General features: G+C 64.0%; 26 protein-coding genes. 13 read left to right on the top strand and 13 right to left on the bottom strand.

What is annotated here, in order from left to right; all coding sequences use genetic code 11:
- Positions 1–61: 61 nt before the first annotated feature.
- Positions 62–1,261, bottom strand: a complete 1,200-nt coding sequence (tyrS, locus tag LQ956_RS10280) for a tyrosine--tRNA ligase (protein WP_238629477.1) — start codon at positions 1,259–1,261, stop codon at positions 62–64.
- Positions 1,262–1,390: 129 nt separating this feature from the next.
- On the opposite strand from tyrS, the gene LQ956_RS10275 reads away from it, so the two are divergent.
- A complete protein-coding gene (locus LQ956_RS10275; RefSeq protein WP_238629476.1) occupies positions 1,391–2,503 on the top strand; it encodes an anhydro-N-acetylmuramic acid kinase in 1,113 nt (370 codons plus the stop codon).
- Positions 2,504–2,530: 27 nt separating this feature from the next.
- Here LQ956_RS10275 and LQ956_RS10270 read toward each other — a convergent pair whose 3' ends face one another.
- From LQ956_RS10270 to argC, 5 genes are all read right to left on the bottom strand, one after another.
- Positions 2,531–3,193, bottom strand: a complete 663-nt coding sequence (locus tag LQ956_RS10270; protein ID WP_238622235.1) for a tetratricopeptide repeat protein — start codon at positions 3,191–3,193, stop codon at positions 2,531–2,533.
- Between the two features lie 13 nt (positions 3,194–3,206).
- Positions 3,207–3,569, bottom strand: a complete 363-nt coding sequence (erpA, locus tag LQ956_RS10265; RefSeq protein ID WP_238622234.1) for an iron-sulfur cluster insertion protein ErpA — start codon at positions 3,567–3,569, stop codon at positions 3,207–3,209.
- Between the two features lie 79 nt (positions 3,570–3,648).
- A complete protein-coding gene (locus LQ956_RS10260; protein WP_238629475.1) occupies positions 3,649–4,137 on the bottom strand; it encodes a bactofilin family protein in 489 nt (162 codons plus the stop codon).
- A complete protein-coding gene (locus LQ956_RS10255; RefSeq protein WP_238622232.1) occupies positions 4,137–4,889 on the bottom strand; it encodes a DUF6776 family protein in 753 nt (250 codons plus the stop codon). The genes LQ956_RS10260 and LQ956_RS10255 overlap by 1 nt, the downstream gene beginning before the upstream one ends.
- Positions 4,890–4,893: 4 nt before the next feature.
- Positions 4,894–5,925, bottom strand: coding sequence for an N-acetyl-gamma-glutamyl-phosphate reductase (argC, locus tag LQ956_RS10250; protein ID WP_238629474.1), 1,032 nt, complete (start codon positions 5,923–5,925; stop codon positions 4,894–4,896).
- A 168-nt stretch (positions 5,926–6,093) separates the two neighbouring features.
- Between argC and LQ956_RS10245 the strand changes: the two genes are divergently transcribed.
- Positions 6,094–6,597 (top strand): peroxiredoxin family protein, encoded by a 504-nt coding sequence (locus LQ956_RS10245; protein ID WP_238622230.1) that lies wholly within the window; start codon positions 6,094–6,096, stop codon positions 6,595–6,597.
- A 33-nt stretch (positions 6,598–6,630) separates the two neighbouring features.
- Here the strand turns inward: LQ956_RS10245 and ptsP are convergent, their stop codons facing one another.
- The gene (gene ptsP / locus LQ956_RS10240) at positions 6,631–8,898 is read right to left on the bottom strand and encodes a phosphoenolpyruvate--protein phosphotransferase (RefSeq protein WP_238622229.1); all 2,268 of its coding nucleotides are present in this window, start codon (positions 8,896–8,898) and stop codon (positions 6,631–6,633) included.
- Positions 8,899–8,945: 47 nt separating this feature from the next.
- On the bottom strand, positions 8,946–9,470 hold the full coding sequence (locus tag LQ956_RS10235) for an RNA pyrophosphohydrolase (protein ID WP_238622228.1): 525 nt from the start codon (positions 9,468–9,470) through the stop codon (positions 8,946–8,948).
- A 160-nt stretch (positions 9,471–9,630) separates the two neighbouring features.
- Between LQ956_RS10235 and LQ956_RS10230 the strand changes: the two genes are divergently transcribed.
- Positions 9,631–10,287, top strand: coding sequence for a histidinol-phosphatase (locus LQ956_RS10230; RefSeq protein ID WP_238622227.1), 657 nt, complete (start codon positions 9,631–9,633; stop codon positions 10,285–10,287).
- 68 nt (positions 10,288–10,355) lie between these two features.
- Here the strand turns inward: LQ956_RS10230 and LQ956_RS10225 are convergent, their stop codons facing one another.
- On the bottom strand, positions 10,356–10,520 hold the full coding sequence (locus LQ956_RS10225; RefSeq protein ID WP_238622226.1) for a rubredoxin: 165 nt from the start codon (positions 10,518–10,520) through the stop codon (positions 10,356–10,358).
- An 86-nt stretch (positions 10,521–10,606) separates the two neighbouring features.
- Between LQ956_RS10225 and thiD the strand changes: the two genes are divergently transcribed.
- The 4 genes from thiD to LQ956_RS10205 all read left to right on the top strand — a co-directional run bounded on the left by thiD (position 10,607) and on the right by LQ956_RS10205 (position 14,340).
- A complete protein-coding gene (thiD, locus tag LQ956_RS10220) occupies positions 10,607–11,446 on the top strand; it encodes a bifunctional hydroxymethylpyrimidine kinase/phosphomethylpyrimidine kinase (protein WP_238622225.1) in 840 nt (279 codons plus the stop codon).
- Between the two features lie 28 nt (positions 11,447–11,474).
- Positions 11,475–12,062, top strand: a complete 588-nt coding sequence (gene thiE / locus LQ956_RS10215) for a thiamine phosphate synthase (RefSeq protein WP_238629473.1) — start codon at positions 11,475–11,477, stop codon at positions 12,060–12,062.
- A 114-nt stretch (positions 12,063–12,176) separates the two neighbouring features.
- On the top strand, positions 12,177–13,460 hold the full coding sequence (hemL, locus tag LQ956_RS10210; RefSeq protein WP_238629472.1) for a glutamate-1-semialdehyde 2,1-aminomutase: 1,284 nt from the start codon (positions 12,177–12,179) through the stop codon (positions 13,458–13,460).
- 91 nt (positions 13,461–13,551) lie between these two features.
- Entirely contained in the window at positions 13,552–14,340 is a 789-nt protein-coding gene (locus LQ956_RS10205) for a sulfite exporter TauE/SafE family protein (RefSeq protein ID WP_238622222.1), read from the top strand.
- A gap of 35 nt (positions 14,341–14,375) precedes the next feature.
- Here the strand turns inward: LQ956_RS10205 and LQ956_RS10200 are convergent, their stop codons facing one another.
- The 3 genes from LQ956_RS10200 to LQ956_RS10190 are packed head-to-tail and all read right to left on the bottom strand — an operon-like array spanning position 14,376 to position 15,990.
- Entirely contained in the window at positions 14,376–14,750 is a 375-nt protein-coding gene (locus LQ956_RS10200; protein WP_238629471.1) for a thioredoxin family protein, read from the bottom strand.
- Positions 14,751–14,781: 31 nt separating this feature from the next.
- Positions 14,782–15,360 carry an LON peptidase substrate-binding domain-containing protein gene (locus LQ956_RS10195; RefSeq protein ID WP_238622220.1) on the bottom strand — a complete coding sequence of 193 codons (579 nt, stop codon included), beginning with the start codon at positions 15,358–15,360 and terminating at the stop codon, positions 14,782–14,784.
- Entirely contained in the window at positions 15,361–15,990 is a 630-nt protein-coding gene (locus LQ956_RS10190) for a flavin prenyltransferase UbiX (RefSeq protein ID WP_238622219.1), read from the bottom strand.
- Positions 15,991–16,157: 167 nt separating this feature from the next.
- Between LQ956_RS10190 and LQ956_RS10185 the strand changes: the two genes are divergently transcribed.
- From LQ956_RS10185 to LQ956_RS10160, 6 genes are all read left to right on the top strand, one after another.
- Complete coding sequence (locus tag LQ956_RS10185; RefSeq protein WP_238622218.1) at positions 16,158–16,598, top strand: hemerythrin domain-containing protein; 441 nt, start codon at positions 16,158–16,160, stop codon at positions 16,596–16,598.
- Complete coding sequence (locus tag LQ956_RS10180) at positions 16,595–16,852, top strand: DUF2249 domain-containing protein (protein ID WP_238629470.1); 258 nt, start codon at positions 16,595–16,597, stop codon at positions 16,850–16,852. Before LQ956_RS10185 ends, LQ956_RS10180 begins: the two co-directional genes overlap by 4 nt.
- Entirely contained in the window at positions 16,849–18,171 is a 1,323-nt protein-coding gene (locus tag LQ956_RS10175) for a hypothetical protein (RefSeq protein ID WP_238622216.1), read from the top strand. The genes LQ956_RS10180 and LQ956_RS10175 overlap by 4 nt, the downstream gene beginning before the upstream one ends.
- Before the next feature lie 120 nt (positions 18,172–18,291).
- Complete coding sequence (locus tag LQ956_RS10170; protein WP_238629469.1) at positions 18,292–18,642, top strand: hypothetical protein; 351 nt, start codon at positions 18,292–18,294, stop codon at positions 18,640–18,642.
- Between the two features lie 100 nt (positions 18,643–18,742).
- Positions 18,743–20,263, top strand: coding sequence for an MATE family efflux transporter (locus tag LQ956_RS10165; RefSeq protein ID WP_238622214.1), 1,521 nt, complete (start codon positions 18,743–18,745; stop codon positions 20,261–20,263).
- Positions 20,264–20,434: 171 nt separating this feature from the next.
- Complete coding sequence (locus LQ956_RS10160) at positions 20,435–20,908, top strand: YaiI/YqxD family protein (protein WP_238622213.1); 474 nt, start codon at positions 20,435–20,437, stop codon at positions 20,906–20,908.
- An 8-nt stretch (positions 20,909–20,916) separates the two neighbouring features.
- On the opposite strand, the gene LQ956_RS10155 is transcribed toward LQ956_RS10160, so the two are convergent.
- On the bottom strand, positions 20,917–22,563 hold the full coding sequence (locus tag LQ956_RS10155) for an alpha/beta hydrolase (protein WP_238629468.1): 1,647 nt from the start codon (positions 22,561–22,563) through the stop codon (positions 20,917–20,919).
- Positions 22,564–22,592 lie beyond the last annotated feature (29 nt).

The following is a 22,592-nucleotide window of genomic DNA, read 5'->3' as shown; positions in this document are numbered from 1 at the left end:
TCACCTCAGCCCCTCTCCCACAAGGGGAGAGGGGCTTTATTGCCCCCTCCTCCAAATGAGGTCAGCGCAGGGACACCCGTGCAAAACGTCGCTTGCCCACCTGGTAAACCGCTTCGCTGCCGGCCTGCACCTGGACGCCGGCATCGTCCACACGCTCACCGTCGATCCGCACCGCTCCCTGACGGATCATGCGCATCGCCTCGGAGGTACTGGACACCAGGCCGGCTTCCTTGAGCAGGTTCGCCAGCGGCAACGCCCCTTCGGAACTTTGTACCGTAACGGCCTCGATGTCGTCAGGCATCGCCCCTTTTTGGAAACGCTCGATAAAGGCCTGCTTTGCCCGGGCCGCCGCCGCCGCATCATGGAACCGACCCACCAGCTCCTCGCCCAGCAGGAACTTGATGTCACGGGGATTGGCGCCCTCGGCCACGGCGCGGCGGAAACCCTCGATCTCCGTCATCGGCCGGAAGGACAGCAGTTCGAAATAACGCCACATGAGCGCGTCGGACACGGACATGATCTTGCCGAACATCTCCTCGGGTGCCTCGGTGATACCGATGTAGTTCCCCAGGGACTTGGACATCTTCTGCACGCCATCCATCCCTTCCAGAATGGGCATGGTCAGCACCACCTGCGGGGATTGCCCGTACTGCTTCTGCAGTTCACGCCCCATGAGAAGATTGAACTTCTGATCGGTTCCCCCCAGTTCCACATCGGACTGCAGCTGCACCGAGTCATAGCCCTGGATCAGGGGGTAAAGGAATTCGTGGATGGCAATGGGCTGACCCGAACTATAGCGCTTGTGGAAATCGTCCCGTTCCAGCATGCGCGCCACGGTATGGCGAGCCGCCAACTGGATCATGTCAACAGCCGTGAGCTTGCCCATCCAGGTGGAATTGAAGCTGACCCGGGTGCGTTCCGGATCTAGAATCTTGAAGATCTGCTCCTGATAGGTACGGGCATTCTCGGCCACCTGCTCCGGAGTGAGCGGAGGACGGGTACTGTTCTTGCCGCTGGGGTCACCGATCATGCCGGTGAAGTCGCCGATCAGAAAGATGGCCTCATGCCCCAGATCCTGGAACTGGCGCAACTTGTTCAGCAGCACTGTATGCCCTAGGTGCAGATCCGGCGCCGTGGGATCGAAACCGGCCTTGATCTTCAGGGGCCGTCCGGCCTTGAGCTTCTCCCGCAGCTCATCTTCCAACAACAGCTCATGACAGCCACGACGAATAAGCTCAATCTGATCTGAAACTTCAATCATTTCCTTTCTCTTGTCTCTTGGATGCTTGCATGAAGGGCGGCGATTTGACATCGGGATGGAAGGCGATGATAACCAAAGAAACGGCCCGGTACACGGCCCCACCCTTTGACGACCTTTGCGAGAACCTGCATGCCCGAACGCTACATCGGCCTGATCTCAGGCACCAGCATGGATGCCGTGGACGCCGCCCTGGTGGAATCCGACGCCGACGGGCTGCGATGCCTGGGGGCCATCGCGCACCCATTTCCCGACTCATTAAGACAGGACTTGAGAAGACTGGCGTCACCGGACTGGCGGGGTGATCTGGATGAGTACGGGCGCCTGGACGCCCTGACCGGCGACCTGTTCGCCCAAGCGGCCCTGTCCCTGCTGGCACAAACGCAGGTCCCTGCCGCCACCATCACAGCCATCGGCAGCCATGGGCAGACGGTGCGCCACCGTCCGGATGCGCGCCCCTCCTTTAGCTTGCAGATCGGCAGCCCGGCCCGAATCGCCCGGATCACCGGCCTGACTGTGGTGGCGGATTTCCGCAACGCCGACATGGCCGCCGGCGGCCAGGGCGCACCACTGGTGCCGGCCTTTCATCAGGCCATGCTGCGCCATCCGGAGGAAAACCGCGTGATACTGAACCTGGGCGGAATCGCCAATATCACCTCCCTCCCGGCCTCGATCCAATCTCCCGCCCAAGGCTTTGACACCGGCCCCGCCAATACACTGATGGATCATTGGGTTCGGCATCATCGCCATGAACAGCATGATGAGGATGGGCGCTGGGCTATGGCAGGACAGGTGGTGGAAGCGCTGCTGACGCGCTGGATGGCGGACCCCTATCTGGGCCTGCCGCCGCCCAAAAGCACGGGAACGGAATACTTCAGCCCGGCCTGGCTGCAGGCCCATCTGGCGGCCTGCTCAGGGGTGTCGGCAGTGGACGTGCAACGCACTCTACTGGAATTCACGGCCGGGAGCGTCGTGCGGGCCATCGAGACCCATGCCCCCGGAACCGACCGGGTGATTGTCTGCGGCGGCGGCGTACACAACGGCGCCCTACTGGCTCGCCTACAAACACTGCTGACGGGTTGCATCGTGGAGCCGTCCAGCCGCCATGGGCTGGACCCGGACTGGGTGGAGGCCATGGCCTTTGCCTGGCTGGCCAGGGAACGCATGCAGGGAAGAACGGGGAATCTGCCCGCGGTGACGGGGGCATCCAGGGCCGTGATACTGGGGGGGATTCATGCCCCGTGACCGGGGGGCGGCATCCCGCCGGGAGGATCAGGCCTCCCGGGCCGGCTCTACCATCCGATCTGCGACCATCGATCGGGCCTGTGCCGAAGAGGCTTCGGCATCCCAGTCCCGGGCCAGCCGGAGAGCCCTGTCGACCTGTTCCGGTGTCATCTCGGCGGCATACTGCTTGAGATTCTCCTCGGCCTGGGCATAACCCTGAAACGCGGCCAGTTGCGTCCACATGTAGGCCTGGACCATGTCCTGCGAAACGCCCCGACCATTGGCGTGGAGCACCCCCAGATTGGACTGGGCCGAAGGATTTTCCAGATCTGCCGCCACCCGGTACCAGTGGGCGGCCCGAACCTCGTCCTGGTCCGCACCAATGCCGTGCAGATACAGGTAGGCCAGGTTGCACTGGGCACTGGTACTGCCCTGCTCCGCGGCGAGGCGGTACCAGTGCATGGCTTGGGCCTCATCCTTGTCGACACCCCGACCATGGACGTACATCAGGGCCAGGTTGCCCTGGGCATTCAGATCACCGTTCTCGGCCGCCATCCGGTACCAGCGGATCGCCTCGGCATCATCCTGACGGACGCCCTGCCCCCTGGCATACATGTAACCGACATTGAAACGGCCGGTGTCATGACCCAATTGGGCCATCATGCGGTACCAACCGAAACGGATCAGGGCAACCAGCCGGGAGAGATTCATGCCGACAATCCCGTCAGACAGAGAATGAAGACCCACAACCACAGGTCGTAGTGGCATTGGGGTTACGGATCACGAACTGAGCCCCTTCCAGGCTCTCCGTGTAGTCGATCTCGGCCCCCATCAGGTACTGGAAGCTCATCGGGTCGATGAGCAGGGTCACCCCCGCCTTCTCCACCGCGGTGTCACCTTCGTTGACTTCTTCATCGAAGGTGAAACCGTACTGAAACCCGGAACAACCGCCGCCGCTGACAAAGACGCGCAGCTTCAGCTCAGGATTGTTTTCCTCATCAATCAGGGACTTCACCTTGGCGGCCGCGGAATCGGTGAACACCAGCGGGCTGGGCATGGCATCGGTGCTGGTTTCGGTTGCGCTCATTTTGTCTGCTTCTCCATGGTCGCTGTCTCGTGCCCGGAGTGGGCGATCACGCTACGCTATCATTGGCTTACGGAAATGGTCAAGAATCCTTGGTTGCGGTACTCGGCAGCCTGGTCTTGGGTTCGGCCTCATCAATGCCCTTCCTGCCGACATCGTGCCGTGCCTTCTCTGCCGGCACATCCAGATGTTCCAGCCGCATGGGCTCATCGGACCGCCTGACCAGACTGCCATTGACCTCGGCGCCGGCGGCCATCTCGATCAGAGTGTAATGCAGATTGCCGCGAATCCGTGCATGGGGAGCCAGTTCCACATGCACGGAGGCATGCACATCCCCTTCCACGGAACCATTGATGATCACCCGAGGGACCCTGACATCCCCTTCCACCAAGGCACCCTGGTTAAGCACCAGAATGGACTCCTGCCCCTCATCATCGGCCAGCAGATTGCCCCGGACCGTACCCTCCAGGTGCAGGCCACCGGAAAATTTCACGTCACCGGTGATGACCGTGTTACGACCCACGATGGTATCCACCCGGGCCGCCTTGAGCTTCTTACGACGGGACCACATCAGGGACTGCCTCCACTGAGATTGAAAAGGGATTGCCACGGCAGGGACTGCTCCGTGGCGCGAAGCCCGCCGCCACCGGGCTCGGCCTGGATGATCAACCGTTCCGGCAGCAGATGCTCAGGGAGCACCAGACGCCCGTCGAGCACCTGAAAATAGCGGAAGGAAAATCCCCGGCCCCGGGCCTGATCCGGGGAAATGGCCGCGTGGTCATAACGCACCTGCTCACCGGCATTACGCCCTTCCAGCCCCAACCGAAGGATACCCTCCACCACCTGACTGCCCTGCACCTGGGTCAGCACCACCTGGTAGAAGTAATGGCCGTGATGTTCCGGGTCGGGTTCCAGCCGCACCCGCTGGATATGCAACCCCCGCTCCAGGTCTTCGGGTGAGATGATGTTGCGGTAGAAATCCAGTTCCTCCGTCAGGTGGTAAATACGCTGCTCCATTTCATGGATCGACGAGCGGACCCGCGCTGAAGCCTCCCGTTCGATCATGAGATCTCGTTCCAGAGCCGCATGACGCTGCCTGAGCCGACGGTGGGCGGTTTCGAGATCCTTGTAACGGGGGCCCAGTTCCGCGATCTGCAGATCAGTGTCCTGCCCATACAAAAGGCCGTGATCATAGCCCAGCCGATAACTCTGCCACCCGGCAAGCAGCAGGCCCCCCAACAGCGTCACTGCCACCAGGAACAGCTGCCAGGGGCGCCACTGGCCGGCGTGGTGATACCCGGCATGAACCCGTCGCCTGACCATCCTGTCAGGGCAGCACAGCGATGGATTCCAACCCGAGCGCCTCCGGCAGTCCGAACATCAGATTCATGTTCTGCACCGCCTGCCCGGAGGCACCCTTGACCAGATTGTCGATGGCGGAAAGCACAACAACCGTATCGCCGCCGCCGGGCCGGTGCACCGCCAGACGGCACAGATTGGTCCCGCGGACACTCCGGGTCTCCGGGTGGCCGCCGGCGGGCAGCACATCCACGCAGGGTTCGTCGGCATAGCGCTGTTCATACAGGGCCTGCAGATCCGCATCGGGATGGGTCAGCGTGGCATAGAGGGTGGCCAGAATGCCGCGGATCATAGGCACCAGATGGGGTACGAAAGTCAGCCCAGGCGGTTGCCCGGCCACCGCGGACAGAGTCTGCAGAATCTCCGGCAAATGCCGGTGCCCCGGCACGGCATAGGCCTTGAAGTTCTCGGCAGCCTCACACAGCAGCGAACCCACCTGGGCCTTGCGCCCGGCGCCGCTGACGCCGGACTTGGCATCGGCCACCAACCGGTCGAGGTCCACCACGCCCTGCTCCAACAGGGGCAGGAACCCCAGGGTGACGGCGGTGGGATAGCAACCGGGCACGGCGATCAGACGGGCTTGGGGAATTCGCTCACGGTTGAGCTCAGGCAACCCATAGACCGCTTCATCCAGCAGTTCGGGCGCCCCATGGGGCTGCTCGTACCACCGGCTCCACAGCCGCGGGTCCTTGAGACGGAAATCGGCGGACAGATCGATGACACGGGTGCCCCGGGCCAGCAGCTCACCGGCCATGGCATGAGCCACGCCGTGGGGGGTGGCAAAGAAAACCACATCGCACTCGCCCAAGGCGCCCGGATCGGGTTCCTGAAACACCAGCGGCCCCTGCCCCCGCAGGTTCGGGAACAGGGATTCCAGCGGCTCGCCGGCATTGCCGCGGGAGGTGACCACCGCCGGCTCCACCTTCGGGTGGGCCAGCAACAGCCGCAACAATTCAACACCCGTATACCCGGTGGCCCCGACAATGCCTGCCCTTATCACCACATGATCTCCCGCTCAGCTATGAAACACTCGGTCCAGGGGATGATACCCCCGCCCAGGGGGATCATCATACATGCCCATGACCACCGGTTTAAGATCGAATATGGCCGTGCAGCGCCGTGGGCGATTAAGATACGGCCCCTGCCCTTTGCAACACGGACACGGCTGATGAAAATGAACAAGAGAGACCTGCTGATAGGTGCCTTCCTGGTGGTGCTGCTGGGCGGGCTGCTTGCCCTGTGGCTGGCCCCGGAAGGCCTGCGCCCCATGCCCAGGGTGGCGGTACAAACCCTGGATCAGTCCCAGGTGGACCTGGCCTCACTGGAAGGCCGTCCGGTACTTCTCACCTTCTGGGCCACCACCTGCATCAGCTGCGTGCAGGAAATCCCCCATTTACGGGATATCCACGATCGCTACCATGAGCGCGGCCTGAAGGTAATCGGCGTGGCCATGGCCTACGACCCGCCGGAGCAAGTGGCGGAGATGGCCCGGAGAAGAAGTATCAACTACACCGTGGGACTGGACACCACCGGCGAGGTCGCCGAGGCCTTCGGCAACGTGCGCCTGACCCCCACCTCCTTCCTGATCGCCCCCAACGGACGGATCGTCTACCAAAAGGTGGGAGAGATGGACTGGCAGCAGGTGGAACGCCATCTCTCCCGGTGGCTGTAGGTGATGGCGGATTGCGGTAAGACGGGCTGAATATCAGGTCTTGCCGGCCCGCACCAATCCACCCAGTCCGGCCTGGACCAGGGCGTTGTTGAGCAGGGCACGGATGGCCGCCGGCTCCTCCATGGTCATGCACTGAGTCAGCAGCTCCCGGGCGCGCGCCCGGGAGAAGCTGCGAATCACCCACTTCACCCGCGACAAGGAGGCCACGTTCACACTGAGGGCATCAATCTCCATGCCCAGCAGCAGGATCACCGAAGCCGGATCAGCGGCCATCTCCCCGCAGACACTGATGGGCTTGCCGGCCTGATGAGCGCCCCGGGCGGCATGGCTCAGGGCGTGCAGTACCGCCGGGTGCAAGGCGTTGTACAGATCCGCCACCCGAGCATTGTTGCGATCCACCGCCAACAGATACTGGACCAGGTCATTGGTGCCCACGGACAGGAAGTCCACCCTGCGCGCCAGGGCCTCCGACAGATAGACCGCTGAAGGGACCTCGACCATCACCCCCACCCGGGGCACCGGAATCACATAATGCTCATCCAGCAGCTCGTCCCGTGCCCGCTGCAACAATTGCAGGGCATCCTTGAGTTCGCCCAGGGAACTGATCATGGGGAACAGGATGTGGAGATTGCTCAGCCCCTGACTGGCGCGCAGCATGGCGCGTAGCTGAGTCAAAAAGATCTCCGGGTGGTCCAGGGTGATGCGGATCCCTCGCCAGCCCAGAAAGGGGTTGTCTTCCACCACCGGGAAATAGGGTAAGGCCTTGTCCCCGCCCACGTCCAGAGTCCGCAGCGTTACCGATCGCGGGTTGAATGACATCAGGACCTCACGGTAGATCTCCGTCTGTTCCTCCTCCCCGGGGAAACGGTCCCGGATCATGAAGGGGACTTCGGTGCGATAGAGGCCGATACCATCGGCACCCGACTGAATGGACGGGGCGATATCCGCCAGCAGGCCGCTATTGGCATACACCGGCACCTCGCAACCGTCCTGGGTGATTGCCGGCTCCTGGGCCAGGGTCCGCAGGCCGTCCGCCAGCTCCTGCTCCTCTTCCTGCAGATGCTTGAACTGCTCCAGCAACTCGGGGCTGGGCTGAATGTAGAGACTGCCCCGGTAGCCATCCACCACGATCTCACGGCCTTCCAGCCGCCCCACCGGCAGATCGGACACACCCATCACGGCCGGGACCCCCATGGCCCGGGCCAGGATCGCCACATGGGATGAGCCAGTACCCTTGGACGACACTACCCCGGCCAGACGGTCCGCCGGCACCTCGGCCAGCTGGGTGGCGGTCACGTCCTCCCCCAGCAGGATGGTGCGTTCGGGGAAATCTTCAGGACCACGCACATGGGACTGCAGGCGCATGAGGATACGCCGGGCGATATCCCGCACATCGGTGGCCCGCTCGCTCAGATAAGGATCATCCATTTCTTCAAAGGCCCGGGTACTCTCCCGCACGGTGTCCCTCAGGGCGGAAGGCGCCCAGCTTCCCGCCCGGATGCGCTCTACCGTGCCGTTCACCAGGCTATCGCTGCCCAGCATCATCACGTAGGCATCAAACAGCAACAGCTCCTCTGTCGGTAAGATGTCCTGCATGCGGCGCTTGATCTCGTTGAGCTCATCCTGAACCGCTCGCACCGCCTCGCGAAAGATCTGCTCTTCCTCGTGGACATTCTCCGCATCGCGATCGGGCACGGAATCCAGGTCAGCCAGGGCATAGGCCACTACCCCCTGGCCCACCGCTACGCCGGCGGCACCGGGAATGCCGGTGATCTGCAGGTTTTCCTGGGCCGGGCGCTCCCGCCGCCGCCCCACCTCGCCGATCAGCTCCGCATGACTGATGGCACCGGCCAGCTGAGCCGCCAGAGTGATGAGAAAGGCCACATGCTCATCATCGAAGCGCCGACGCTCCCGTTGCTGCACCACCAGCACCCCAAGCATGCGCCGATTGTGCACGATAGGTACGCCCAGGAAGGCGTGATAACGTTCCTCACCGGTTTCGGGGAAATACTTGAAGCGAGGGTGGTCGGGGGCGTTCTCCAGGTTGACCGGCTCCGCCCGCTCCGCCACCAGGCCCACCAAACCTTCGCCGGCGGACATTTCCACCTGACCGACGGAATCGGGATTGAGGCCCTCGGAGGCCATCAGCAGCAGCCGCTGCCCCCCGGGTTCGCTCAGATAGACGGAACAGACATCGATATCCAGTTCCTGCTTGACGCGTCGGACGATGATGCCCAGGGCCGACGTCAGATTGTCGGCGGCGCTTACCTCCAGAACGATGCGTCTGAGAACATGGAGCATGGGATAGGGTTGCCGGTAGAGGGGACCGCCGCCGCGGCCCGGGTGACTCAGAGCCGGCGGGGGCGGTAGCGCCGCTCGGCAGGATAGGAGGGCACATCCTCCTGAAACAGTAACGGTGCCAGCTCCCGCAGGGCCTGGCGGTACACGTGACGCTTGAAGAAGACCACCTCACGCATGGGGTACCAGTAATCCACCCAGCGCCAGGCATCAAACTCCGGATGAGGCGCGGCGTCCAGACGGACACGACCGTCATCCCCCACCAGCCGCACCAGAAACCAGACCTGTTTCTGACCAATGCACAGAGGCCCCGGCCGACGCCGGATCAGATGCTTGGGCAGACGGTAGCGCAACCAGTCCTGGGTGTAGCCGACGACTTCCACATCGGCAGGCTCAAGGCCGGTCTCTTCCGCCAGTTCGCGGTACATGGCCTCCGTCGGCGACTCATCCCTTCGGATCCCCCCCTGAGGAAACTGCCAGGCCTGCTGCCCGATGCGCTTGGCCCAGAACAGGCGTCGGTCCCGATTGCACAGGATGATACCGACGTTGGGCCTATAGCCATCACAATCAATCACTTAACGAGGTCACTTGGAAGCTGGTCTGTGAATTGCATTTTTTCACAAGCGGAGCCGATCGGCAAATGCTCCAGGGCAAGCTTCAGGCATGATGGCCTTGACCCGACCGTGCTGAGTAGAATGTCACGATTCAAGCAAGCGATGATAGAGGAGACACGCAGTGAGCCTTGCCCTGTTCGACCTGGACAACACCCTCCTGGCAGGAGACAGCGATTACGAGTGGGGGCGTTTCCTCGTGGATCGGGGGATCGTAGACGCCGATGTGTATCAGGCCCGCAACCTGGAGTTCCTTGAAGCTTACAAGGCCGGCACCCTGGATATCCTGGCATTCTGCCGTTTCTCCTTCTCGCCGCTGGCGGCCAATACCCTGGAGGACCTGCTGGCCTGGCGCGAGGAATTCATGGAAACCCGGATCAACGCCCTGATCGCTCCCCGCGCAGAGGAGGTCCTGGACCGGCACAGGGAGGCTGGTGACACCCTGCTGATCATCACCGCCACCAACCGCTTCGTCACCCAGCCCATCGCCGAGGCCCTGGGGGTGGACAATCTGCTGGCTACGGAACCGGAATTCCGCGACGGCGCCTATACAGGAGAACTGGAAGGGATACCCTGCTTCCAGGGCGGCAAGGTGAGACGCCTGGAACAATGGCTGGCGCAGCGGCCCGGCATGGGACTGCAAGGGAGCTGGTTCTACAGCGACTCCCACAATGACCTGCCGCTGCTGGAGCGAGTCGACAATCCGGTGGTGGTGGACGGTGACGAGAAGCTCACCGTCACGGCCAGGAATCGGGGCTGGCAGCAGATATCCCTTCGCTGAAACCGCCCACCCGACCTGCGCCCTTCTCCCCCGGGGGAGAAGGGCCGGGGATGAAGGGAAGGGGAAAGTCAGCCGGCCATTTCCTCAAAATCCGATTTCTCCGCACCACACTCGGGACACACCCAGCCTTCAGGCACATCTACCCAGGGCGTCTCCGGCGCAATGCCGTCGTCCGGTAACCCCTTGGCCTCGTCATAGACGAATCCGCAAATCACGCATTGATAAGTCTTCACGGCAAACCGACCTCCGCTGGTGTGATGCCCCTGGCCTGGCCCGGGCAAGTGATACACTCTGATGGATTACCCATTGGGAGCTTATCATGACCGCCACTCCATCGGTTCCTGTCGTCATGACCCTGGCGGGGCACGACCCCACCGGAGGCGCCGGCATTCAGGCCGACATCGAAGCCATCCTCAGCATGGGCTGTCATCCTGTGTCCGTGATCACCACCGTCACGGTGCAGGACACCGCCGACGTGATCGGCATCGCGCCCCTGGAGGCAGAACTCATCGTCCAGCAGGCGCGGGCCGTGCTGGAAGACATGCCGGTAGCCGCGATCAAGATCGGCATGATCGGCTCCATCGAGGCTGCGCAGGCCATCCATACCCTGCTCACCGACTACCCGGACCTGCCGGTGGTCCTGGATCCGGTACTGGCCTCGGGGGCCGGCACCGCCCTTGCCACGGAAGAGATGGTGGACGCCCTCAACAACCTGCTGCTGCCCTTCACCACCCTGCTCACCCCCAACACCCTGGAAGCCCGGGTACTGGCCCAGGGCTGCGACACCCTGGATGCCTGTGCCATGTTCCTGCTGGATCAGGGCTGTGAGTATGTGCTCATCACCGGCACCCATGAAAACACGCCACGGGTGCAGAATGTGCTTTACGGCAACCACCGTCGCCTGGAAACCTATCCGGCGGACCGTCTGGCTGGAGAGTATCACGGCTCCGGCTGCACCCTCTCGGCGGCGATCGCCGCACTACTGGCCCAAGGCATCGACCCGGCTTCCGCCGTGCATGAGGCCCTCACCTACACCTGGCACACCCTGGACCGGGCCCACCGGCTGGGCATGGGCCAGCTCATCCCCAACCGCTTGTTCTGGGCCAGTGACGAATCCGAGGATGAAGAGCCGGAACATGACGATACCGCCCATTTCTAGGCATGTTCGGCCACTGCGGGGACTCTATGTGATCACCCCCCAGGATGGCGGCGAGGCCCTGCTGCGACAGGCGGAAGCAGCCCTGGCCGGCGGCGCACGTATCCTCCAGTACCGGGACAAGAGCCGTGACCATGACCGTCGCCTCGCCGAGGCGACGGCACTGCGCCGGCTGTGCCGTCGCCATCAGGCCCTGTTCATCGTCAATGACGATGCCGCACTGGCCTCGCGGGTGGCGGCGGATGGTGTCCACATCGGCAGTGATGATGGCGGCATTGCCGAAGCACGCGCCCTGGTCGGCCCCGAACGGATCGTCGGCGTCTCCTGCTACAACCGACTGGAACTGGCCTGCCGGGCGGCGGCGGCAGGAGCGGACTACGTGGCCTTCGGCGCCGTGTTCCCCTCCGGCACCAAGCCGGAGACCGTCCACGCGCCTTTGAGCCTCATCCGGGAAGCCCGCCGGACCCTCGCCCTGCCCATCACGGCCATCGGCGGCATCACCGAGGACAATGCCGACGCGGTCATCCAGGCTGGTGCCGGGATGCTGGCCGTGGTGCAGGGCGTGTTCGGCGCCAAGGATATCCGGGCCGCCGCAGCCCGCTTGAGCGCCCGTTTTTGATCCAGGCAAGGTTTGCCCTGCTTTGATTTTGCCCGGCGCGCGGTATCGAGTATCTTGTAGGGCTTTATTTGCGACAGCCCCCATTCACCAGCCAACACAGCGAAAGATCACCTCATGACAAAATCCCATGATCTCTTCCAGGCAGCCCAGAAGCACATCCCCGGTGGCGTGAACTCTCCGGTCCGCGCCTTCAAGGGCGTGGGCGGCGATCCGATCTTCATCGAACGCGCCCAGGGCGCCTACATGTACGATGCGGACGGCAAGCGCTACATCGACTACGTGGGCTCCTGGGGTCCGATGATCGCCGGCCACGCCCACCCGGAAGTCATCGCCGCCGTGCGCGAGGCGGCCCTCAATGGCCTGTCCTTCGGTGCCCCCACCGAACTGGAGATCCAACTGGCCGATCGGGTCTGCGAACTGGTGCCCTCCATGGAAATGGTGCGCATGACCAGCTCCGGCACCGAGGCCACCATGAGCGCCATCCGTCTGGCCCGTGGCTTCACCGGTCGCGACAAGATCCTCAAGTTCGAGGGCTGCTACCACGGCCATGGTGACTCCCTGCTGGTGAAGGCCGGTTCCGGCGCACTCACCCTGGGTGAGCCCAATTCCCCCGGCGTACCGGTTTCCCTGGCGGAACACACGCTGACCGTCAGCTACAACGACCTGGAGCAGGTCAAGGATGTCTTCTCCCAGGTGGGCAACGAGATCGCCTGCATCATCGTCGAGCCGGTGGCGGGCAACATGAATTGCATCCCCCCGGCCCCCGGCTTCCTGGAAGGTCTGCGCAGTGTCTGCGACGAATACGGCGCCCTGCTGATCTTCGATGAAGTCATGACCGGTTTCCGCGTCGCCCTGGGCTGTGCTCAGGCCTATTACGGCATCAAGCCCGACCTCACCACCCTGGGCAAGGTCATCGGCGGCGGCATGCCGGTAGGCGCCTTCGGTGGCCGTCGTCAGGTGATGGAATACCTCTCCCCCCTGGGTCCGGTCTATCAGGCGGGTACCCTGTCCGGTAACCCCATCGCCATGACCGCGGGCCTGAAGACTCTGGAGATCCTCTCCACCCCGGGCTTCCATGAGGACCTCACCGCCAAGACCGGGACCCTGGTCTCCGGCATCCTGGGCGAGGCGAAAAAGGCCGGCATTCCCATGGCCGCCAATCAGGTGGGTGGCATGTTCGGCCTGTTCTTCACCGACCAGCCGGAAGTGACCAACTTCCATCAGGTCAACCAGTGCGACGTGGCCCGTTTCGGCAAGTTCTTCCACCTGATGCTGGATCGGGGCGTCTACCTGGCCCCCTCCGCCTTCGAGGCGGGCTTCCTGTCCAGCAGCCACAGTGCAGAGGATCTGGAGGCCACCATCAAGGCCGCCGCCGACGCCTTCAAGGCCCTGGCCTGATTCAAAGACGGCGTTTGCCGTTATCAGCTCTGCATGGGCCGCCCACCGGGCGGCCCTTTTTGTTCATCGCGTACCGGAGATGCGTTGCGCCATGGGGGAGATCACCATCTACCTGGCCCTGGGGGCCTTTACCGGGGTCATTGCCGGCCTGCTGGGCGTGGGCGGGGGGCTGATCATCGTCCCCGCCCTGGTCTGGCTGTTCACCCGGCAGCAGATGGATCCCGGCGTTGTCACCCACCTGGCCATCGGCACCTCCCTGGCCACCATCATCCCCACCGCCATCGCCTCCACCCGCGCCCACCACCGTCACGGAGCCGTGCGCTGGGATGTCCTCAGACGGCTGGTACCGGGCATCATCCTGGGGGCGCTCGGGGGCGCCACCCTGGCCGAATTCATGAGTGCGGGGCTGTTGCGCCAGGTCTTCGGTGTGTTCGAGATCCTGGTGGCCCTGTATCTACTGCTCAACCTGCCGCCCAAGGCGGGTCGTCCCCTGCCGGGTGCAGTGGTATTGAGTACGGGTGGTGGCGTGATCGGCGGGATTTCCGCCCTGCTCGGTATCGGTGGCGGCACCCTGACAGTGCCGTTCCTGGTGTGGTTCAACGTGCACCTGCGCCAGGCCATCGCCACGGCGGCGGCGGCGGGACTACCCATTGCCCTGGCGGGCACGGCCGGCTTCCTCGTCCATGGCTGGGGCAACCCGGCCCTGCCGGACTTCTCCAGCGGTTACGTGTACTGGCCGGCCTTTGCCGGTATCGCTTTAGCCAGCTATTTCACCGCCCGTTGGGGGGCGTGGCTGACCCATCGCCTGCCGGTGCCGCTGGTGCGGCGTTTCTTCGCGGTGCTGCTGATCCTGCTGGGCCTGCGCATGCTGCTGGGCTGAGCGGGCCTGCCGCCGAAAACAGCCCGCAGGAAGCACTACGCCTTGTCTGCCCGGGACTGAGATTCCAGCTGGCTTCGCACCTTGTCCATATCCAGTTCCGCCACCTTGCCCAACACCTCATCCAGCTGGGAGGCCGTCAGCATGCCCGGCTGGGAAAACACGATGACCTGTTCACGGAAAACCATCAGCGTAGGGATGGACCGAATCTGAAACAGGGCCGCCAGCGGCTGCTCCTGCTCCGTATTGATCTTGCCGAACACCACCCCTTCATGAGACGCCGAAGCCGCCTCGAAAATGGGGGCAAAGGCCCGACACGGAGCACACCAGGGCGCCCAGAAATCCAGGATCAGGATGTCATTGTTCTGCACGGCTGCATCCAGGTTATCCTGGGTGATCTCGATGACGGCCATGGCCGCTCCTTGTGTCTTCAGGGTTTGATGGTCAGCCCGAATGCAGGCCGACAAGGGCATCACGCAAGTGAAACAGGCGGGCCAGATGATCATCCATCTCCAGCATCGCCTGTTTTTGGGCCAAATTGACCGGCATGAGTTCCGTCAGGCGGGCGCCGACCCAGCCGCACCGGTCGAACTCACCCGTCATGTCGCGGTAGGGGGGCGGCAGTTCCTGCAACAGGCGCTGCAGCAGTTCGGACAGGGGCAGGAATTCAGCAGGCAGCAGCACGTCCGCCGGCATGGGACGTTCGGTGACCTCGCCCATCATCAGGCCATCCTTGCGCACCCAGGTACGCCCCACTTGAAAGCGGGCCTCCCCCTGGACCGTAATACCCAGCAGACCGTCGGGACGCTGATCCCAGTCGATGATCCGCCCCCAGGTGCCCACGGTATGGACCTCGGCCGGCCCCGCCACCTCACCCCCTTCGCGGATGAGGATCACCCCGAAGGGGGCGTCGGTGCGCAGGCAATGACACACCATGTCGATATAGCGGGTCTCGAAAATTCGCAGGGGCAACACCCCGCCGGGAAACAGGACGGTATTGAGGGGAAACAGCGGCAGTTCCATTCATTCCTCCCCGACAGGTTCCGCGCCCCAGCGACGGATAAGGTCATTGGGAACGTGCAGATGATCCAAGATCCGCGACACCACGAAATCCACCAACTGATCCACCCCTTCCGGCCGATGATAGAAGGCCGGATTGGCCGGCATGATCACCGCCCCCATGCGCGCCAGCCGCAGCATGTGCTCCAGATGGATCTCCGAAAACGGTGTCTCCCGCACCACCAGGATCAGGCGACGGCGCTCCTTGAGGGCTACATCCGCGGCCCGTTCGATGAGAGAACGGCTGGCACCGCCGGAGACGGCGGCCAGGGTGGCCGTGGTACACGGACAGATGACCATGGCATCGGGCGGTGAAGACCCGCTGGCCACCGGGGCGGTCCACTGCTCCCGGTCAAAGACCCGCAACCGGCCCGGGGCCGCATTGAACCGTTCGGAGAAGAAGTGCTCGATCTCCCGGGGGCGACCGGGCATGGAGAGGTCCGTTTCCATGCTGATGACCACCTGAGCGGGACGGGACACCATGAGATAGACACGCACGCCCGCCTGGATCAGACATTCCAGCAAACGCAGGCCATACTGGGCCCCGGAGGCCCCGGTGAAGGCCAGGGCCACGGTCCCGGGAGTTTCTGCCACGATGGACTCCTGTGTAGCGAATGGGTGCGGACACGGCATGTCGTCCGTCTCAAGCCGGTCATCATAGCGGATTTCAGCACGGTTGCCTGCCTTGACCAGGGTCAAGTGCAAGCCCCTGTCCCGACTGATAGTTTGCGCTCAAACTCACCATTTTCAAGGCCCCCATCATGGAAACCATCCAGGACTTCTTCACCGCCGACCACCGGGAATGCGACTATCGTCTGGCGGACCTGGAATCCGCCATCGCCGACGGCGACTGGGAGGCGGCCGAAACCTGCTTCCGGGAGTTCCATCACGACATGGAGCGCCATCTGCAACGGGAAGAAGCCCTGCTGTTCCCGGCCATCGAGACCGTCAGCGGCAGCACCATGGGTCCCACCGAGGTCATGCGACGGGAACATGATCAGATGCGTGCCCTCATCGACGAGATCCGTATCGCCAAGGATCAGCGGGACGACAACACCACCCTCGGGGTCATCGAAACCCTCATGACCATGATCCAGCTCCATAACGTCAAGGAAGAGCAGATCCTTTACCCCATGGCCGACCGCTTCCTGCAGACCCAACGCGACGATCTGATGGAGCAAGTCAAGGTCCTGGCGCCGTGAGCGGTCAGCGCCCCGTGCGTGTGCTGGATGTGCGTGACCTGCCGCCGCCGGAACCCATGGAGCAGGTACTGGACCTGCTCCCCCGGCTGGCGCCGGGGGAAATCCTGTGCATGCGGCACCGGCGCGAACCCTTTCCCCTCTATCCCATCCTGCGGGACATGGGCTTTGACTGGCGGGTCGTCACCCCGCCCCACGCCCCCTTCGAGATCCTGATCTGGCGTGCCGACGAGCCGGTCCCGGAGGATCCAGCATGAACAATCTGTCCCGCCTGTCCCTGGACCGCACGCCCCCCCTGTGGGTCCCCCTGCAGTTCATGGCGGTCGCCCCCCTGTTCGGCGTCCTGTTTGCCGTGGCCATGATCCTGCTCGGCCCGCAGGTGCTGGTGTCGCGCTGGATGCCCGGCATGATCGGCGCCGCCCATCTGCTGGTCCTGGGCTATGTGGCCATGGTCATGTTCGGCGCCATGCAGCAGATGCTGCCGGTGGTAGCCGGCGCCCCCGTCCCCCGGGGGCTCGTCACCGGCCGTCTGAGCTTCACCCTGCTGGCACTGGGCACGCCCCTGCTCGGTATCGGCCTGATCCTGCACCAACCTTTCTGGATCGCCGTCGGCGGCGCCCTGGTGCTGGGCAGTCTGGGGCTGTTCACCCTCACCGCCCTGATCGCTCTGGCCCGCAGTCAGGCGCGCGGACCCACCACCCAAGCCATGACCCTAGCGGTCATCGCCCTGCTGGTCACGGCGGTCATGGGCGGGTGGCTGGCCGGAGGCCATCTGGGTCTGGGCTGGCCCCTGCCCCGACACATGACCGACCTGCACCTGGCCTGGGGCCTGCTGGGATGGGTGGCACTGCTGGTGGCCGGCGCCGCCTATCAGGTGGTGCCCATGTTCCAGATGACGCCGGAGTACCCCGCCCTACCGGCCCGCCTGCATGCCCCGCTGGTATTTGCCGTCCTGACCGTGCTGACCCTGACGGCCCTGCTGCCGGTACCGGCGGCCGCAGCCAAGGTCATCAACATGACCGGCAGTGGCATGCTGGCAGCCCTGATGGCGGGTTTTGCCGGGGTCACCCTGTGGCTGCAGTCCAGGCGCCGCCGCCGCAACGCGGATGTCACGGTCCGGTTCTGGCGCATCGGCATGGTCTCGCTGCTGGCCGCGGTACTGGTCTGGACGGTGATCCAGCTACTCCCGGGCCGGGGCCTGTGGGGTGTCTGGGCACTGGTGCCGGCCTGGCTGTTCGTGGCCGGATTTGCCGTGTCGGTGATCAACGGCATGCTGTACAAGATCGTGCCCTTCCTGGTCTGGCTGCATCTGAACCAAACCCGCATGCGCTCCGGCAACTTCGAGATGCGGGTACCCAACATGCACGAGGTCATCCCCCTGGGGCTGACCCGACTCCAGCTCCACCTGCACCTGGCGGCCCTCGTCGCCGGCCTGACGGCCCTAGCCTGGCCCGTCCTGCTGATCCCGGCAATGCTGCTCTTTGCCGCCTCCAACGGCCTGCTGAGTTGGAACCTGTTCACCGGCATTCGCTGCTATCACCGCTGCCTGAACGCGCCCCGACCGGTAGCCGACTGAAGGGCAAGGCTTCAGGATCACGAAGGGCTGCCCGCCCGGCAACCAGCCAAGGTCTTCGGTTTTTGGTACCCTGCACAGGCAACACCGTCTCTCCTCTTCTGTAACCCCTGAAGTGATCCCATGCCCTTACGCCCCCTGAAGGCCCTCACCGCCGCCCTCCCCCTGCTGTGGCTCCTGTCGGCCTGCGGCGAAGCCCCACCGTCGCCCCAGGCGGTACCACTGATGATGCTGGTCAATCAGCCGGCCAGCCATGACGGCCGCCTGATCACCACCGAGGGCACCGTCCGGCGGGTGGAAGACCCCCTCCACTACTGGATCGAGGATGCCCAACTGCGCCGCGTGGCCATTCTGCCCGATGCGCTGATCGCTCCCTACCTAGGCCGTGAAGTCCGGGTCACGGGCCGTTTCAGCCATGCACCGGACCAGGGACGCCGTCTGCAGGCGGAGCACGTCATCCCCCTGGATGACTGAGCCCGTCACCGGGGGAACCATCCGTCCCCCCGGCATGCCTGCTGCACCGGTACCCATTCGCGGCCGAAGGCCGCTCCCGCATGACATGCCTCTGATCCGCTTGACAGATATCCTGCTCCCCCCATGGCTCCGCCGCAGCGGTATGGAAACCCGGCGGCTGCTCCTGCTCGCCCTGCCCATCTGCGGCGCCCAGCTCACCCAAGCCGGGATGGGGGTGGCCGATGTCATGATGACCGGCCGTCTGAGCGCAACCGATCTGGCCGCCGTCTCCGTCGGCGCCAGCCTCTGGATGCCCATGATGCTGTTCATGCTGGGTACCCTGATGGGGCTCACCCCTATCGTCAGCGAACGCCTGGGCGCAGGAGACCACCACCGGATCCGGGCCCGGGTCCATCAGGCGCTGTGGATCAGCCTGATCATGGGTACGCTGGTGGGCCTGATACTCCGGCAACTGTCCGCCCCCATCTTCCAGTGGATGGACGTGCCGCCGGAGGTTGCCGCCCTTTCCAGCGACTACCTCGCGGGCGTTGCCCTGGGCATGCCGGGGATTGCCCTGTTCCTGGCTCTGAGGGCCTTTTCCGACGGCATGAGCCACACCCGCCCCGCTCTGTGGATCGGTCTCCTCGGCCTGGGGATCAACATCCCCGCCAACTACCTGTTGATCCACGGCGGCAGCGGCGTGGCGGCACTACTCGGTCCACTGACGCCCGCCGGCCTGGCTGATCTGCCCGCCCTGGGGGCCCTGGGCTGTGGTATCGCCACGGCCTTGTCCTTCTGGACCATGGGCCTGGCGATGCTGATCTACACCCGGCGCAGCCCGATCTACACCCCGGTAGCCCTGTGGTCACGGCTGACGCCGCCTCGCCCGGCCCTGATCGGTGAGTTGCTGTTCGTGGGTCTGCCCATCGGCGTCGCCATCTTCGTGGAGGTCACCCTGTTCACCGTCATCGCCTTGCTGGTGGCCAGTCTGGGGGAGATCACCGTGGCCGCCCACCAGGTGGCGTTGAACATCACCTCCTTCATCTTCGTCCTCCCCCTGGCCCTGGGCATGGCCCTGACCGTCCGGGTCAGCCACACGCTGGGGGCCGGTCGGAAACGGCAGGCGCGATTCGTGGCCTGGAACGGCGTGGTGATCTCCCTCTTGACCGCCCTCATCAACGGTGTCTTTTTGCTGTTGCTGGGAGAAACGGTCATCGGGTTTTATACCCATGATGTCCAGGTACGGGCACTGGCCCTGTCACTGATCTTCCTGGCGGTGCTCTTCCAACTCTCCGATGCCCTGCAACTGAACATGGCCGGCGCCCTGAGGGGGTACAAGGACACCCGAGTCCTGATGCTGATCACCCTGCTGTCCTACTGGGCCGTGGGCCTGGCCGCCGGACACGGGCTGGCCACCCGGGGTCTGGGCGAAATCTCCCCCCTGGGCGTGCATGGCTACTGGATCGGGCTCATCATGGGTCTCACCGTCGCCGCCCTGCTGTTGGGACTGCGCCTGCGCGCCGTCAGCCGTGCCGATCACCCTCTATCCACAGAACCTGTGGATAACTCTGTGGAAAGCATGTCCGAAACCGCCCCTGCGGCAGGCCCCATCACAGGCCATGACAATTTGAACAAAAAATAACCAATTCAATAAAAAATGTTTAATTTCAAAAACTTAAAAAATAATCATCAGGCACGACCTGCGACTTGACAAATATGTACAGGATCGATAACGCCCTTGGCGAGATGTGCATAACCCACCTGCCTCAACCCTCGGCACAGAGTCTTCGGCCCAATGGCGTATACTGTGCCCATGCCTGCCGATACCACCATACCTCCCGGTCAACGCATCTGGGTCGACGCCGATGCCTGCCCCGCCGTGATCAAGGACATCCTGTTCCGCGCCGCCCAGCGCACCCGCACCCCGGTCACCCTGGTGGCCAACCAGCACATACGGGTGCCCCGGTCCCCGTTCATACGCGCCATCCAGGTAAGTCATGGCTACGACGTGGCGGACCAGGAAATCGTCCGCCAGGCCCAGGCCGGCGACCTGGTCATTACCGCTGACATCCCCCTGGCGGCGGAGGTGATCGACAAAGGCGTGCATGTGCTCAACCCACGGGGTGAACGCTACACCCCGGAGAGCATCAAGGAGCGCCTGCAGATGCGGGACTTCATGGAAACCCTGCGGGCCAGCGGCATCGATACGGGCGGACCCGATGCCCTGAATCAGCGTGACCGCCAGGCCTTCGCCAATCAACTGGATCGCTGGCTCAACGGCCGGTAAGCCCTGCCTCAGCGGGAGAACAGGGCCTTCAGGCGGGCCAGATCCGCCGCTGACCAGCCCTCCGGCTCCGTGAGCGCATGCCAGGCATCGATATAATGCTCGACCGCAAAGGTGTGGCCATACCCGGGAGGAGTAGACCCCACCGCCATGTCCGCCGCCAGTTGCAGCATGGTGACGATCGGGTACCAGCGCAGATCCGGCGACACATCCGGCCCCCGGGGCGGCAGCATCCACTCCGGTTCACGGAAGAAGGCATGGGTGTCGAAGAAGGTGACCGGATCGCTGGCGTGCTGTAGGTAAGCGATGCGGAATGTCCCCCAGGGACCCGTCTCGTCGTTCAGCCCCCGGGTCTGATTCATGAAACGCACCACCGCGCCGTCCCGGAACCGGGGTAGCCAGGCCGGAGAATCCGGGTCCCGCTCCTGGGTGGCCTTGCGCCAGGTCTCGCTGCGAAACGGGGGGCCGCTCCAGAGGGCGCCATGGAAGGGGTCCTGAATGATGTCGTAGACATCGAAGGAGCGGTCGGAATTGAGCGCCCCCAGGCTCAGGCCATGGAGATACAGGGCGGGCCGGGCGTCCCGGGGCAGCCCGGTCCAGTAGCCGTACACCTTCTCGAACAGGGCCCGGGCCATCTCGGCCCCGTACTCCCCCTCCACGATCAGGGACAGGGCGCTGGGCAGGTAGGAATACTGGGCCGTCACCGTGGCGATATCCCCCCGATGCAGATACTCCACCGTATCCTGGGCCGCCGGATCCACCCATCCCGTGCCCGTCGGCGTCACCAACAGCAGCACGGAACGCTCGAATCCGCCGACCCGCTTGAGTTCCTCCAGGGCCAGCCGAGCCCGTTCCTGGGCCGTATCCGCCGCATTCAGTCCCACATAGACTCGCAGCGGCTCCTGGGCCGTGGTACCGGTAAAGTCCGCGATCTCAGCAGCTGAGGGTCCCGATGAGATGAAGTTACGCCCCTGACGACCCAACTCCGCCCAGGGGATCAGGGAGGCGCTGCTGCCGGTCTTGAGAGGCTCCTCTGGACGGGCCAGATCATCCTGGATCAGGGCGTCCACCTGCTGATAGGAGTTGTCCGCCGCCCGCAGGGCCAGGGAGAAGATCACCCCGTCGATCAGCGACCAGAACAGCATACCCGCGATCAGCACCCCCACCACATGGGAGACATGGGTGGGCACGAAACGCTGCAGCCGGCTGGAGAGGAAGAAGAAGGTGTATTTGAACAGGCGTGCCATCACCAACAGCACCGTGAATATCAACAGGGTCATCAGACCGATCCCCACCATGGGCATGCCGCCGATGGGCTCCATGCCCATGAGGGTGCGCAGGGCGTTCTGCCACTCGGTGGCCTGCCATAGAAAGGTGACCACCACCACGGCGCAGACCAGGGCTGCCAGTGACTTCAGGATCAACTCGTTACGGCGTCGGGGTACCGGCAATTCCACGTAGATCCACAGCCAGCGAAAGAAAAAGCCCACGGCATAGCCTGCGGTCAGGGACAGGCCGGAGATCAGCCCCTGAATGCCGAAGGGCCGGGGCACCAGACTGGGGGTAAGGGAAAAGGCAAAGAAAAGGGTCCCCACCAGCAAACCGACCACGGAAAAACCGCGGGCCAGATCCAGGATGAAATCGCGGACTTTATTCATGGCAATGAATATCCTGTACACCCAACAAA

This window comes from Ectothiorhodospira lacustris, assembly GCF_022227845.1.
GTDB lineage: Bacteria > Pseudomonadota > Gammaproteobacteria > Ectothiorhodospirales > Ectothiorhodospiraceae > Ectothiorhodospira > Ectothiorhodospira lacustris.
Note: the sequence above shows the minus strand (reverse complement) of the source record. Positions and strands in the feature narration are given on the sequence as shown.

Excerpts from the sequence above, each read along its gene's own strand:
- LQ956_RS10245 (WP_238622230.1), top strand. The coding sequence starts at position 6,094 with ATGAAAATGAACAAGAGAGACCTGCTGATAGGTGCCTTCCTGGTGGTG.
- erpA (WP_238622234.1), bottom strand. The coding sequence starts at position 3,569 with ATGAGCGCAACCGAAACCAGCACCGATGCCATGCCCAGCCCGCTGGTG.
- LQ956_RS10205 (WP_238622222.1), top strand. The coding sequence starts at position 13,552 with ATGGGGGAGATCACCATCTACCTGGCCCTGGGGGCCTTTACCGGGGTC.
- LQ956_RS10170 (WP_238629469.1), top strand. The coding sequence starts at position 18,292 with ATGCCCTTACGCCCCCTGAAGGCCCTCACCGCCGCCCTCCCCCTGCTG.
- thiD (WP_238622225.1), top strand. The coding sequence starts at position 10,607 with ATGACCGCCACTCCATCGGTTCCTGTCGTCATGACCCTGGCGGGGCAC.
- LQ956_RS10200 (WP_238629471.1), bottom strand. The coding sequence starts at position 14,750 with ATGGCCGTCATCGAGATCACCCAGGATAACCTGGATGCAGCCGTGCAG.
- LQ956_RS10195 (WP_238622220.1), bottom strand. The coding sequence starts at position 15,360 with ATGGAACTGCCGCTGTTTCCCCTCAATACCGTCCTGTTTCCCGGCGGG.
- LQ956_RS10185 (WP_238622218.1), top strand. The coding sequence starts at position 16,158 with ATGGAAACCATCCAGGACTTCTTCACCGCCGACCACCGGGAATGCGAC.
- ptsP (WP_238622229.1), bottom strand. The coding sequence starts at position 8,898 with ATGCTCCATGTTCTCAGACGCATCGTTCTGGAGGTAAGCGCCGCCGAC.
- LQ956_RS10270 (WP_238622235.1), bottom strand. The coding sequence starts at position 3,193 with ATGAATCTCTCCCGGCTGGTTGCCCTGATCCGTTTCGGTTGGTACCGC.
- LQ956_RS10160 (WP_238622213.1), top strand. The coding sequence starts at position 20,435 with ATGCCTGCCGATACCACCATACCTCCCGGTCAACGCATCTGGGTCGAC.
- hemL (WP_238629472.1), top strand. The coding sequence starts at position 12,177 with ATGACAAAATCCCATGATCTCTTCCAGGCAGCCCAGAAGCACATCCCC.
- LQ956_RS10275 (WP_238629476.1), top strand. The coding sequence starts at position 1,391 with ATGCCCGAACGCTACATCGGCCTGATCTCAGGCACCAGCATGGATGCC.
- LQ956_RS10155 (WP_238629468.1), bottom strand. The coding sequence starts at position 22,563 with ATGAATAAAGTCCGCGATTTCATCCTGGATCTGGCCCGCGGTTTTTCC.
- LQ956_RS10260 (WP_238629475.1), bottom strand. The coding sequence starts at position 4,137 with ATGTGGTCCCGTCGTAAGAAGCTCAAGGCGGCCCGGGTGGATACCATC.
- tyrS (WP_238629477.1), bottom strand. The coding sequence starts at position 1,261 with ATGATTGAAGTTTCAGATCAGATTGAGCTTATTCGTCGTGGCTGTCAT.
- LQ956_RS10255 (WP_238622232.1), bottom strand. The coding sequence starts at position 4,889 with ATGGTCAGGCGACGGGTTCATGCCGGGTATCACCACGCCGGCCAGTGG.
- LQ956_RS10175 (WP_238622216.1), top strand. The coding sequence starts at position 16,849 with ATGAACAATCTGTCCCGCCTGTCCCTGGACCGCACGCCCCCCCTGTGG.